A 12,847-nucleotide genomic window follows, 5' to 3' on the forward strand; every position below is an offset into this window, starting at 1 on the left:
CGGGGGAGGGTCAGTTCTGCGTCAGGGTGACGGAGCCGTCGGCGATCGCGGCGGACACCGTCTGCGCGGTCAGGTTCGAGACCGTGCTCGGCAGCGTGATCGTCACGGTCACCGGGACGTCGAACGTCGTCGCGGCGGAGTCCGTCGACGTGACGGCGACCGACGTGGTGCCCGTCGGCGTGACGGTGCCGTTGCCGGCCTTGTTCGTCACCGTGCCGAGCGCGGTCGTGATCTGGAGGCTCGAGGCCAGCGCGCCGGACAGGGTCGGCGACACGTAGGCGGCGGTCGCGGTCAGGTGGTCACCGAGGGCGGTGACGGTGAAGACGTCCGTGATCTTGATGCTGTCGCCGGGCACGAGCTTCGACGTGCCGGGCGCGAAGCCCGTCGCGCCGCTCGCCCAGCCCCACGTGCCCTGCGTCTTGCTCGCGATGGTCAGCGTGCCGGAGCTGATGGTGGTGTTGGCCCCGAGGTTCTTCGAGTCGCTCCAGTTGGCGAGCGTGCCCGCGCCGCCGAGGAGCAGCGCCACACCGGCGCCGATCGCGAGGGCGCCCTTCGTCGTCTTGCGCATGATCGTGCCTTCCGTGAGGTGGCCGGTGAGACCACCGGGTACCTCGGAAGTCGTCGGTCAGGCGCACGGAGTGAAGGCGTCGCTCAGCCGTTCATCCGTTCTTGGACGCGCGTCCGGGTGCTGGCACCCAGCGCGGCTCGGACACCGGGCACCGAACTCGGGAGAACCGGACAGCGTCGCGGCTGGGCCGAACGGGTGACCTCAGGCCGGTCGAGTGGCGCGGTGCAGGGCGACCACCCCGCCCGTCAGGTTCCGGAACGCGACCTTGTCCCAGCCGGCGCGCTTGATCATCAGGCCGAGCTCGCGCTGCTCGGGCCACTCGCGGATCGACTCCGCGAGGTACACGTAGGCGTCGGGCTCCTTGGAGACGGCGCGCGCGACGGGTGGCAGGGCCCGCATCAGGTAGTTCTGGTAGACGACGCGGAACGGCCCCCACGTGGGGCGCGAGAACTCGCAGACCACCAGCCGGCCGCCGGGCCTCGTCACGCGCAGCAGCTCGCCGAGCGCCGCGGGGGTGTCCGCGACGTTGCGGAGCCCGAACGACATCGTCACCGCGTCGAAGCTCTCGTCGGCGAACGGGAGGTGCAGCGCGTCGCCCGCGACGAACGGCAGGTCCGGACGGCGCGCCTTGCCGACGCCGAGCATGCCGAGCGACAGGTCGCACGGGACGACCCGGACGCCGGAGTCGGCGAGCGGCTCGGCCGACGTGCCGGTCCCCGCCGCGAGGTCGAGCACGGTCTCGCCCGGCTGCGCGCCGAGCGCGGCGAGTGTCGCCTTGCGCCACTGGCGGTCCTGCCCGAGGGAGATCACGTCGTTCGTCACGTCGTAGCGCCTGGCGACCGCGTCGAACATGCGGGCGACGTCCTGGGGCTGCTTGTCGAGTTCGGCGCGCGGCATGCGCCCATGGTCGCAGGTCGCCGCCGCGCGTCGCGCACGCCGGCCGCCGCCGCGAGCGGGCGGCCCGAGGGTGGGGCCGCGTGCCGCACGCGCCGGACCGCGGGCGGCCGAGCCGACCGGTGTGACGCACGGATCGCGTCGCCCGGGACGCCCGTCGACGTGCGGCGACCAGCACGGACGTACGCTGGGCGGCGATGAGCACGCAGCCCGCCGCGCCCACAGGTGCGGCACCCCAGCCGCTCGTCGTCCGGACGGTCGCGCTCGACACCCTCGGCGCACCCGGTGGCGACGCCGACCCCGCCGACCTGCTGTCGCTCCTGCCGGCGGGCGCCCCGCTCGCGTGGGTACGTCGCGGCGACGGGCTGGTGGCGTGGGGCGAGGCGCTGCGGTTCGAGGTCACGGGAGCCACCCGGTTCGAGGACGCCGAGCGCGCGTGGCAGGGCGTGCTCGCACACGCGATCGTGCGCGACGAGGTGCGGGTGCCGGGCACCGGACCGGTCGCGTTCGGCTCGTTCGCGTTCGACGACGACTCCCTCGCCGGCGGCGTGGTGGTCGTCCCGCGCGTGGTCGTGGGACGGCGCGGACCGCACTGCTGGCTGACGACGATCACGCCCGACGCGCAGCTGGGCCCCGCGCCGACGCTCGCGGACGTCGTGGGTGCGCGCACGGCCCCCGTCCCGCCGGGCGAGGTCGAGTACCGCGACGGTGCGGTGTCCGCGGACGGGTGGCGCGACGTGGTCGCGCAGGGGGTCGCGGCGATCCGTGCCGGCGAGGTCGACAAGGTCGTGCTCGCCCGCGACGTCCTCGCGCGGACGCAGCGCCCGCTCGACGCGCGGTGGGCGCTGCACCGGTTGGCCGCCGACTACCCGCAGTGCTGGACGTTCAGCGTCGACGGCCTGGTCGGCGCGACGCCCGAGCTGCTGGTGCGCTCCGAGAAGGGCCTCGTGCAGTCGCGCGTGCTCGCCGGGACGATCCGCCGGACCGGCGACGACGACGCCGACGTCGCCCGCGCCGCGATCCTCGCCCGCTCGTCGAAGGACCTCGAGGAGCACGAGTACGCGGTGCAGTCCGTGGCGCACGCGCTCGAGCCGTTCTGCTCGTCGACCAACGTGCCGGACGTGCCGTTCGTGCTGCACCTGCCGAACGTGCTGCACCTCGCGTCCGACGTCACCGGCGTGCTCGCCGCGCCGGCGGGGTCTGCAGCCGGGGGCTCCGCGGGATCCGCGCAGCATCCGTCCTCGCTCGCGCTGGCCGCGGCGCTGCACCCGACGGCGGCGGTGTGCGGGACGCCGACCGTGGCCGCGCGCGACCTGATCCGGCGCATCGAGGGCATGGACCGGGGTCGCTACGCCGGGCCCGTCGGCTGGTTCGGCGCCGACGGTGACGGCGAGTGGGGCATCGCGCTCCGCTCGGGGGCGATCGACCCCGACGACTCGCGGCGCGTGCGCCTGTTCGCCGGCTGCGGCATCGTCGCCGCGTCCGACCCGGCCGCCGAGCTCGCCGAGTCGCAGGCGAAGCTGGTGCCGATGCGTCACGCGCTGGCCGGCACGCCGGACTGAGACCGCGACGGGTCGACGATCCGGGCGCGCGGCTGTCGTCCCGGGCCGTGCCGACATATGCGCTCGTGCGAGTCGGTACGGTCCGACGGTGAATGACCGTCCCGGAACCGGAATCGACGTCGCGCGTGAGTACTTCCACGCGGTGGTCGGGCGGGTCGTCGACCGTGCATGCCCCGGCGTCGGATACGCAGCGGCGAGGGTCGGGCCCGGATCCGACGTCCTCGGCCTGGACGACACGGTGTCGCGCGACCACGACTGGGGACTGCGGCTCCAGGTCTTCACCGACGCGGGCGCCGTCGACGACGTCCGGCGCGCGCTGGAGCGCGACCTGCCCGAGACGTTCCTCGGACTCCCGACCCGCATCCAGTACTCGGGGTCGGACCGGGCGTCGCTCGGGATCGACGTCGCCACGGTGGGCTCCTTCGCGCGACGACGACTCGGGTTCGACCCGCGCGCCGGGATGACGGACGCCCAGTGGCTGTCGGTCACGGGCCAGGCAGCCCTGGAGGTCGTCGCGGGCGAGGTGTTCGCCGACGGCCCCGGCGACCTCACCCAGCTGCGTGACGTGCTGACGTGGTACCCGGACGACATCTGGCGGTACGTCGTCGCCTGCGGCTGGCACCGGATCCACCAGGAGCTCCCGCTCATGGGGAGAGCCGGCGACCGAGGGGACGAGCTGGGGTCGCGAGTCATCGCGGCACGACTCACCGACGCCGCCGTCCACCTGGCCTTCACGCTCTCCCGCCGGTGGGCGCCCTACTCGAAGTGGCGCGGAACGGCGTTCCGCGCACTGCCCGTGGCATCGCGGATCGACGACCATCTGCGGCGGGCGCTCGGCGCGACGTCGTGGGTCGAGCGGGGCGACGGGCTGCGGTCGGCGCTGGAAGAGCTCGCCCGACTTCAGGCCGACGCCGGACTCCCGTCCTGCGAGGAGCCGATCGTCCCCTTCTGGGACCGGCCGTACCTCTCGGTCGAGCCCACGCTCGTGCCCGCGATCCACGCCTCGATCACCGACCCCGCGGCACAGGGGCTGCCCCGTGGCCTGGGGAGCATCGAGCAGCGCACCGACAACGTCGACATCCTGGTCGACGCCCACCGCAGGATCGCCGTCGTGACCGTCTGAGCGAACCGGACGCCGTCGAGCGGACGGCGCCCAGGCACGACGACGCCCGGTCGGGACGGATGGGGATGGTCCGTCCCGACCGGGCGGTCGGGTTCGCGGTCGCTGCATCGACCGCGGTGCGGGCTGCAGGGTGCCCGCACGGGTGCCGAGCCGCGCGGGTTCGTCCGCGCCGCTCGGACGTCGTCAGCCCTGGCCGGTGCCCGAGCCGCCCTGGCGCTGCTGCTGCTGCTGCTGGAACCACTGCCACAGCTGGTCGGGGGTCATGCCGTTGAGGCCGCCCTGGCCCGAGCCGTCGCCCGGCTGGCCGTTGCCCTGGCCGGAGCCGTCGCCCTGGCCCTGCTGGCCGTTACCGTTGCCCTGCCCCTGCTGCCCGTTGCCGTCGCCCGGGCCCTGCTGGCCGTTGCCGTTGCCGCCCTGGCTCGGGGTCTCCTGGCGGACGGCGAGGGTCACGTCGACGTCGCTGGTCTTGCCGTCGCGGACGATCGTGAGCTTCGCCTTCGCGTCGGCGGGGTACGAGCGGACGAACGCGGTGAGCGAGTCGGCGCCGGCGGTCGGGTTGCCGTCGATCGCGACGATGACGTCGTTCGCCTTGACGCCCGCCTTCGCGGCCGGGGAGCCGGCCGTGACGTCGTGCACCAGGGCGCCGCGGCGCGTGACGCCGTCCGCCGTGGCGGTGCCGTCCGTGAGCGAGACGCCGAGGAACGCGTGCTTCGCGGAGCCCGAGGCGACGAGCTGCTGGGCGATGTTCTGCACGAGGTTCACGGGGATGGCGAAGCCGAGGCCGATCGAGCCCGACGCGGACGACGTGGTGGCGATCGACGAGTTGATGCCGATGATCCGGCCCTGCGCGTCGAACAGCGGCCCGCCGGAGTTGCCGGGGTTGATGGCAGCGTCGATCTGGATCGCGTTCGTGACGGTCGACGAGCCGCTGCCGTCCTCGGCGGTGGTCGTGACCGGCCGGTTCACGGCCGAGACGATGCCCGTCGTCACCGTGTTGGCGAGGCCGAGCGGGTTGCCGACGGCCATGACGGGCTGGCCGACCGTGACCTTCGACGAGTCTCCGAACTCGGCGGCCTGCAGGTTCGACGGGGCGTTCTCGAGCTCGACGACCGCGAGGTCCGTGGTCGCGTCGGTGCCGACGACCTTGCCCTTGAGCAGGCGACCGTCGGTGAGCGTGACCTCCACGTCGCCCTGCGCGCCGTTGACGACGTGGTTGTTCGTGACCACGTGGCCCTTGTCGTCCACGATCACGCCCGAGCCCTGCGCGGTGCCCTGGCTCGTCGTGACGGTGATCGCCACGACCGACGCCTTGACCGCGTTCGCGACGGCCTCCCAGTTCGGGTCCTCGTTCGTCGAGCCCGACACCGGGACCGCGCCGTTGTTCGAGCCGCCGAGCGTCGCCATCGACGCCGGGTTGCCGAACGCCGACGTCGAGCCGTGGCCGTCGTCGAGCGCGTGGGTGATGCCGCCTGCGGCGAGCGCGCCGACGATCGCGGCGACGGCCGCGGCGGACGCGACCGGGACCCAGACGCGGCGCTTGCGCGGCGCGGGCGCGGCGCCGGCGTCGGCGACCTGGCCGTCGCCCGCGGCCGTCGGGGCGTACGCGACGGGCGTCGGCTGGCCGGGCTGCGGCGCCGGCTGGCCGGGCTGCGAGGCGGGGTAGCCCGGCTGCGCCGGGTGGCCGTGCTGCGGCGCGCCGTAGCCGAACGGCGCCTGCGCCGTGTGCTGCGGGTACGGCTGCGACTGCTGCGCCGGCGGCACGAAGGGCGGTGTGGCGGCGGACGCCTGCGGCGCGGGCGTGGCCTGCGCCGGCGGCGGCGGGACCGGCGTGCCGGCGCCGTACTGCGGCGCGGCGATCGGCTGCGTGTGCTCGAGCGGGAGCTGCGGCGCGTCGTCGGTGGCCGGCAGCGGCTGCGTCTCGTCGGCGGGTCGCGGCGGGACGGGGGCGGCCTGCTCGTCGGCCGGGCCCTGGCCCTGGTCGGGGGTGCTGGTCATGGGGTGTGCCTCCTTGTCGGCCTCCATGGAAGCCGCCCGTGCTGGAGGGACGCTCCGACCAACCTGGGAATCGGCTAGGAGTTCCTCAGGAGACGGGTCAGCGCAGCGCCCGCGCGACGGCGGACCCGACCTCGGCTGCCAGCCGCTCGCCGAGCGGCCGGCGCCCGGCGCGGTCGACCCGCACCTCGACCAGGCTCAGCCCGGTCCCGGGCGACGCGAGCGCCGGCGCGAGCGCCTCGACGTCCGTCACGCGCGTGTGCCGCACGCCGTACGCCGCGCACAACGCCGCGAGATCGACCCCGTGCGCCGTGCCGAAGACGCGCTCGAAGTGCGCGCCACGCGCGGGCTCACCGGGCTCGAGCGTCGCGAAGATCGACCCGCCGTCGTCGTTCGCGACGACGAGCTGCAGGTCGACGCGCGGCTCGAGCGGGCCGCGCAGCAGCCCGCCGACGTCGTGCAGGAACGTCAGGTCGCCGAGGAACGCGCGGGTGCGGCGGTCCGGCAGCCCGAGCGCGACGCCCGCCGCGGTCGACACCGTGCCGTCGATCCCCGCGAGCCCGCGGTTGGCGAGCACGAGCGGCGGAGCGTCCCAGCGGGCCAGGAGGTCCAGGTCGCGCACGGGGTTCGACGAGCCCACGACGAGCGCGTCCTGCGGCCTGCTGGCCTCCGCGACCGCGGCGGCGAGCGCCGGCCCGCTGACGCGCTGGCCCCCACGGGACCGCGGTCCGCCGACGGGCGCCGCGAGCACCGCGTCGATCGCCTCGGCCGCTGCCGCGTCGGCGGCGAGCCACGCCTCGAGCCAGCCGTCCGGCCCGCGCAGGCGCCCGGAGCGCATCCGGGCGGGCGGCTCGAGCAGCACCTCGTCGGCGCTCCGTGCCGCGTCGACCCACGCCGCCCCCCGCGGCGCCACCACGACGACCTCGACGTCGTCCCGCGCGAGCAGCCGCTGGACGGGCCGCGACAGCGTCGGCCGCCCGAGCACGACCACGCGTCGCACCGCGCCGCCGAGCCGGTCGTCGGCGAGGAGCAGCCGGTACGCCGCGATCGCGTCCGGGCCTCCGCGGGCGCCGGACGACGGCTCCGCGAGCAGCGGCCACGCGTTCGCCTCCGCGACCCGCCGCGCGACCGGTCCCGCTCCGTCGCCCGCGACGACGACCGTCGGCCGCCCGCCACGTCGGCGCGCCGCGGGGGTGGTCGCAGCGGCGCGGGCGGCCTCGAGCACCGCGGGCACCGCACCCGTCGACGGCCCGCCCGGCGCGGGCCGTCCCCCGACCAGCGCCAGCCCCGCGGCGGACGGCTCCGGCCAGGGCGCGTCGCCCGGGACGAGCGGCTCGCGGAACGCGAGGTCGACGTGCACCGGCCCGGGGTCGCCCGTCCGCGCGCCGGTCGCCGCCGCCACCGCTCGTGCCGCCGCGTGGCGGGCGTCGCGCGGCTCGGACGGCAGGCCGACGGGAGCGGGAAGGTCGAGCGTCAGGCGCACGGCGGTGGCGAACATGCCGGGCTGCTGCGTGGTCTGGTTGGCGCCGGTGCCGCGCAGCTCGTGCGGCCGGTCGGCGGTGAGCAGCAGCAGCGGGACGCCCGCGTGGTGTGCCTCGAGCACCGCGGGGTGGAGGTTCGCCACGGCCGTGCCCGAGGTGGTGACGACCGGCACCGGGCGCCCGGTCGACCGCGCGAGCCCGAGCGCGAGGAACGCCGCCGAGCGCTCGTCGACGCGCACGTGCAGCCGGATCGACGGGGCACCCGCGGGCCGCGCGCCGTCGGGCAGCGACGCGTCGGCGAACGCGTACGCCAGCGGCGCCGACCGCGAGCCCGGGGCGAGCACGGCGTCCTCGACGCCGAGCGCAGCGAGCGCCTGCACGAGCACCCGCGCGGCGGTCGTCGCGGGCGTGGGATCGAGCGCCGGCCCCGGAGCCGGAGCGGTCCGGCCGGTCGCGTCGTCGCGCGCGTCAGCGGGCACGTCGGGCGAGGTCATCCCGCCATCATGCCCGAGCGACGAGCCCCCTCGAGGGTCGGCCCGTGCGGGACGAGACGCGGGTCGCACCTCCCCCGGACGGGTCGCTGCCGTCCGCGCGGGCCCGGGACGGATGCCCGCGCCGCGGCCCGCGGCCCGGATCGCTGACGCGCCGAGCGGACGGCCGTCCCGTCCGCGTCAGGCTCGCGCCCGGACCTCCTCGACGCGCCGCCGCCACCGCGCCGTGAGCGCCTCGTCGGCCGCGTGCGCCGCGAGCAGCGCCGGGTCGGGCTCGGGCCGTCGCACCGGGATGGCGCCGTCGACCGGCAGCAGCGGCTCGGCGACCACGTCGGCGGTGAACAGCTGCGCGGTGGCGAGGCCGCACGCGTACGGCAGCTCGGGCAGCGCGGCCGCGAGCGCGACGCCGGCGGCCAGCCCGACGGACGACTCGAGCGCGGACGACACCACCACGGGGAGCGCGATCCGCTCGGCCAGCTCGAGGCACGCGCGCACGCCGCCGAGCGGCTGCACCTTGAGCACGACGACGTCCGCCGCCTCGGCCCGCGCCACCGCGTACGGGTCCTCGGCGCGCCGGATCGACTCGTCGGCGGCGATCGGCACCTGCGTGCGCCGCCGGAGGGCGGCGAGGTCCTCGACGGTCGGCACGGGCTGCTCGGCGTACTCGAGGCCGCCCGCCGCCCGGTCGAGCAGCGCGAGCCGGACGACGGCGGTGCCGACGTCCCAGCCGGCGTTCGCGTCGACGCGGATGCGGCCGCCCGGTCCCAGCGCGTCACGCACCGCCTCGAGCCGGGCGATCTCGTCGGCCACCGTCTGCCCCGGCTCTGCCACCTTGACCTTGGCGGTCCTGCAGCCGGCGCTCGCGAGCACGATGCCGTGCGCCGTCGCGGGGTCGACCGCGGGCACCGTGACGTTGACCGGCACCCGGTCGCGCACCGGCTCCGGCCAGCCGACGTCGGCGGCCTCGCGCGCGGCGCGCCACCACGCCGCGGACTCGGCCGCGTCGTAGTCCCAGAACGGGCTGAACTCGCCCCAGCCGGCGTCGCCCTGCAGCAGGACGCCGTCGCGCACGGTCAGGCCGCGGAACCTGGTCGTGAGGGGGATCGACCACGCGTGCACCTCGCCAGGCTAGCCACGTCGCGGACCTAGGGTGGAGGTCGTGACGAGCGAGCTGCCGCGGAAGGTGTCCGACACGTTCGACCCGGCGCGGTGGCGCACCGTCGACGGCTTCGACGACCTGACGGACCTCACGTACCACCGCGGCGTCGACCGCTCGGGCCACGAGCCGCGCGACCTCCCGGTGGTCCGGGTCGCGTTCGACCGCCCCGACGTCCGCAACGCCTTCCGCCCGCACACCGTCGACGAGCTCTCCCGCGTCCTCGAGCACGCGCGGACCACGTCGACCGTCGGCACCGTGCTGCTCACCGGCAACGGACCGAGCCCGAAGGACGGCGTGTGGGCGTTCTGCAGCGGCGGCGACCAGCGGATCCGCGGCCGTGACGGCTACCGCTACGCCGAGGGCGAGACCGCCGAGGGCATCGACCCGGCGCGCGCGGGCCGCCTGCACATCCTCGAGGTGCAGCGCCTGATCCGGACGATGCCGAAGGTCGTCGTCGCACTCGTCAACGGCTGGGCCGCGGGCGGCGGGCACAGCCTGCACGTCGTCGCGGACCTCACCATCGCGAGCCGTGAGCACGCGCGCTTCATGCAGACGGACGCGAACGTCGGGTCGTTCGACGGCGGCTACGGCTCGGCGCTCCTGGCGCGGCAGGTCGGGCAGAAGCGGGCGCGCGAGATCTTCTTCCTCGCGCGCGAGTACTCCGCCGAGCAGGCGCTCGCGTGGGGCGCGGTCAACGACGTCGTCGCGCACGACCAGCTCGAGGAGGCCGGCCTCGAGTACGCGCGGATCGTCGCGACCAAGTCCCCGCAGGCGATCCGCATGCTGAAGTTCGCCTTCAACCTCGCGGACGACGGGCTCGCGGGCCAGCAGGTGTTCGCGGGCGAGGCGACGCGGCTCGCGTACATGACGGACGAGGCCGTCGAGGGACGCGACGCGTTCCTGCAGCGGCGCGACCCGGACTGGTCCGGCTTCCCGTACGCGTACTGAGCCTCGTCCGGCCGGTCTCAGGGCGGCCGAGGCGCCTCAGCGCGGGGTGAACATGCGCGTGACGGCTTCGATCAGCGCGCCGAGCGCGACGGACCCGCCGATCACGAGCACGCCCAGCACGAGCGCGGAGGCGACCACCGCGACGCGCGAGGCGCGGCGGTCGGGAACGTCCTGCGAGCCGAGCGGCGAGGTGGTGGCCATGCGTCCACGCTCGCGCGCGGGCGGCGCCGACCGCGTCGGCCACCGGTCTCGTCACGACCGGACGTCGGTGCACCCCAGGGTTGACCCGCGTCAGCCCGCAGGACGACCCCGGAGGTCGGGCACGCCCCGACGTCCGGCGGCGACCGCGGCCACCGTCAGCCGACGCTGACCGACGACGTCCCCTTCGGCACGAGCTCGACCCACGTGTTCCCCGGCGCGAGCAGCGCGGGCGAGCCGTCGGCGAGGAACAGCCGCATCGGCGCGTCCAGCGAGGTCTTCTTCCACGTCACCGGGATCGTGCGGCCGCCCGTCGCGATCATGCCCGTGCCCGAGCCGACGAGGTCGTACGTCGGGACCGGCGCACCGCCCTGCGCCTTGAACCTCGTGTTCGGGTGGTTCGCGACGATCGAGACGACGTTCGTCGCCGCGAGGCGCTTGCCGGACCGCGAGTAGGATGCGACCTTGCCCTCCGATCGCAGCCACTTGTCGTGCTCGGCGTCCCACGTCCAGCGCGGCTGCGAGAGCGGTGTCAGGTGGAAGGCGAGGTGCGTCGCGGCCGTGCCCCCGGCCACGGCGGCGGACTGCGCGGCGGTCCGGGCGAACAGGAACTGCGGCTGCGGCGGCTTGCTGTGGGCGGCGTCGGCGTGCTTCCACCACGTCGCGGGCGAGCCGTACACGTTGTGCGGCGCGGCGCGGTCGTGCGTGCGGTACATGCCCGGTGCGCCCGCGTCGTTGCTGAACAGCTGCTCGCCCGACCGCTGCACCTGCGCGACGATCCCCGCCTGGCCGCCCGAGAACGCGAGCAGGCCGTGCGTGGGCGCGGAGATCGCGGGGTCCATGGGCCGCACCGAGCGGATCGGCCCGACCTCCTTCGGGGTCTTCGACTGGAACATGGCCGCGAGCCGCGGCACGCCGAAGTCGACGATCTCCTCCCACACGATGTCGGCGCTCTCGAGGCCGGTCTGCGGGCGCGCCATCGCGGTGTTCTCGATCTTGACCGTGATCACCGGGCGGTCCGCGACCTTGCTGGTGGCGACGCCCGTGAGCGGCCACGTCACCGGGACGTCGGGCGTGGGCGCGCCCGCTTTGGTGGGTGCGACGCTCGGGCCGACCGTCACCGGGGCGCCCGTCGGGGGCGGGGTGGTGCCGCCCGCGCTGCACGCCGCGAGGGCCAGGAGCCCCGTCGCCGCGACGGCCGCGATCCACCGCTTGTCCATGCCGACACCCCTCCGTGCCCCGAGCCCGGCGGCGCGTGGTGCGCCGCCGGCAGAACTGTGCGCGCCGACGCGTGCGGACCAGGGTCGCACGGCCGGCGAGCCCCTCAGCGCGCCTTCACCGAACCCGACGCGGACGGGACCAGCTCCACCCAGGTGTTGCCGGGCGCGAGCGTCGCGGGCTGCCCGTCGTCGGTCGTCAGCACCACCGGCTCGTCGTCCGAGGCCTTCGACCACTTCACGCCGATCGTCCGGCCGCCGGTCGACAGCGTGCCGCGGCCCGAGCCGGACAGGACCGTGGCGGGCACGGGGTTGCCGGCGGGGTCGACCGCGCCCGAGTCGACGAGCCTGACATTGAGGGTCACGACGTTGGTCGCGGCGAGCCGCTTGCCGGAGCGCACGACGGCCGGCGTGGTGAACTCCGACCGCAGCCACGTCGACGACCGGGCGTCCCACGTCCACGTCGGGTGCGAGTAGCCCGACATCACCACGGCGATCTTCCTCGCGGCCGTGCCGTCGGTGACCGCCGTCGCCTGGTCGGCCGTCCGCGCGAACGCGAACTGCTGCGGCGGCGGGTCGCTGTGCTTGCCGTCGGCGTGCGCGAACCAGACCGACGGCTTGCCGTACAGGTTGTGCGGCGCCGGCCCGACGCCCGACTTCCGGTAGAAGCCGGGGCTGCCCGCGTCGTTGATGAACGTCTGCAGCGGCGAGGACCGGACCATCGCGACGAACCGCGGCTGGCCGCCCGAGAAGGCGATGAGGCCCTGGAGCGGGCCGGCGATCAACGGGTCCATCGGTCGCACCGACCGCACCGGCCCGACCTCCGCAGGCACCTTCGACTGGAAGACCGCCGCGTAGCGCGTGATGCCGCCCTCCACGACCTCCTCCCAGACGAGGTCGGCCTGGTCGAGGCCGGTCTGCGGGCGGGCGTCGAGCGAGTTCTCGATCTTGACGGCGAGCGCGGGGCGGTCCGCCGGGTCGGTGGCGACGACCCCCGTCAGCGGCCAGCGCGGCTGCACGACCGGCGTGGGCGGCGACACCTTGGCCGGCTGCACCTGCGCCGCCTGCGTCACGGGCGGGCCCGGCGGCGTGGTGGGGCCGCCACCCCCGCTGCAGGCCGCGAGCGCCAGGACGGTGCCGCCGGCCAGCGTGACGAGGAGGCTGCGGCGACGACGGGTCGCGTGCGGGGTCACGGACGGCTCCTTCGGACGGGC

The 12,847-nt window shown here is 75.8% G+C and carries 11 protein-coding genes; 3 read left to right on the forward strand and 8 right to left on the reverse strand.

The window, feature by feature from the left end; translation table 11 throughout:
• Window positions 1-10 precede the first annotated feature (10 nt).
• Both QRT04_RS05590 and QRT04_RS05595 read right to left on the reverse strand, forming a co-directional pair.
• Window positions 11-568: an alternate-type signal peptide domain-containing protein gene (locus QRT04_RS05590; protein WP_289454140.1), complete on the reverse strand. Its 558-nt coding sequence runs from the start codon at window positions 566-568 to the stop codon at window positions 11-13.
• Between the two features lie 201 nt (window positions 569-769).
• Complete coding sequence (locus QRT04_RS05595) at window positions 770-1,465, reverse strand: demethylmenaquinone methyltransferase (RefSeq protein ID WP_289454141.1); 696 nt, start codon at window positions 1,463-1,465, stop codon at window positions 770-772.
• A 194-nt stretch (window positions 1,466-1,659) separates the two neighbouring features.
• Here QRT04_RS05595 and QRT04_RS05600 point away from each other — a divergent pair, with 194 nt between their 5' ends.
• Both QRT04_RS05600 and QRT04_RS05605 read left to right on the forward strand, forming a co-directional pair.
• Window positions 1,660-3,024, forward strand: coding sequence for an isochorismate synthase (locus tag QRT04_RS05600; RefSeq protein ID WP_289454142.1), 1,365 nt, complete (start codon window positions 1,660-1,662; stop codon window positions 3,022-3,024).
• An 88-nt stretch (window positions 3,025-3,112) separates the two neighbouring features.
• Window positions 3,113-4,147, forward strand: a complete 1,035-nt coding sequence (locus QRT04_RS05605) for a DUF4037 domain-containing protein (protein ID WP_289454144.1) — start codon at window positions 3,113-3,115, stop codon at window positions 4,145-4,147.
• 183 nt (window positions 4,148-4,330) lie between these two features.
• Here the strand turns inward: QRT04_RS05605 and QRT04_RS05610 are convergent, their stop codons facing one another.
• From QRT04_RS05610 to QRT04_RS05620, 3 genes are all read right to left on the reverse strand, one after another.
• Entirely contained in the window at window positions 4,331-6,142 is a 1,812-nt protein-coding gene (locus QRT04_RS05610; protein WP_289454146.1) for a S1C family serine protease, read from the reverse strand.
• 97 nt (window positions 6,143-6,239) lie between these two features.
• Window positions 6,240-8,114 (reverse strand): 2-succinyl-5-enolpyruvyl-6-hydroxy-3-cyclohexene-1-carboxylic-acid synthase, encoded by a 1,875-nt coding sequence (gene menD, locus QRT04_RS05615; RefSeq protein ID WP_289454147.1) that lies wholly within the window; start codon window positions 8,112-8,114, stop codon window positions 6,240-6,242.
• A 177-nt stretch (window positions 8,115-8,291) separates the two neighbouring features.
• The gene (locus QRT04_RS05620) at window positions 8,292-9,230 is read right to left on the reverse strand and encodes an o-succinylbenzoate synthase (RefSeq protein WP_289454148.1); all 939 of its coding nucleotides are present in this window, start codon (window positions 9,228-9,230) and stop codon (window positions 8,292-8,294) included.
• Window positions 9,231-9,270: 40 nt separating this feature from the next.
• Here QRT04_RS05620 and QRT04_RS05625 point away from each other — a divergent pair, with 40 nt between their 5' ends.
• A complete protein-coding gene (locus QRT04_RS05625; protein WP_289454151.1) occupies window positions 9,271-10,218 on the forward strand; it encodes a 1,4-dihydroxy-2-naphthoyl-CoA synthase in 948 nt (315 codons plus the stop codon).
• Between the two features lie 36 nt (window positions 10,219-10,254).
• Here the strand turns inward: QRT04_RS05625 and QRT04_RS05630 are convergent, their stop codons facing one another.
• The 3 genes from QRT04_RS05630 to QRT04_RS05640 form a co-directional block, all read right to left on the reverse strand.
• Window positions 10,255-10,419: a hypothetical protein gene (locus QRT04_RS05630; RefSeq protein ID WP_289454153.1), complete on the reverse strand. Its 165-nt coding sequence runs from the start codon at window positions 10,417-10,419 to the stop codon at window positions 10,255-10,257.
• Between the two features lie 155 nt (window positions 10,420-10,574).
• Window positions 10,575-11,636: a DUF3048 domain-containing protein gene (locus QRT04_RS05635; protein ID WP_289454154.1), complete on the reverse strand. Its 1,062-nt coding sequence runs from the start codon at window positions 11,634-11,636 to the stop codon at window positions 10,575-10,577.
• A 104-nt stretch (window positions 11,637-11,740) separates the two neighbouring features.
• On the reverse strand, window positions 11,741-12,826 hold the full coding sequence (locus QRT04_RS05640) for a DUF3048 domain-containing protein (protein WP_289454155.1): 1,086 nt from the start codon (window positions 12,824-12,826) through the stop codon (window positions 11,741-11,743).
• Window positions 12,827-12,847 lie beyond the last annotated feature (21 nt).

This window comes from Cellulomonas alba, from assembly GCF_030362835.1.
Classification (GTDB): domain Bacteria; phylum Actinomycetota; class Actinomycetes; order Actinomycetales; family Cellulomonadaceae; genus Cellulomonas; species Cellulomonas alba.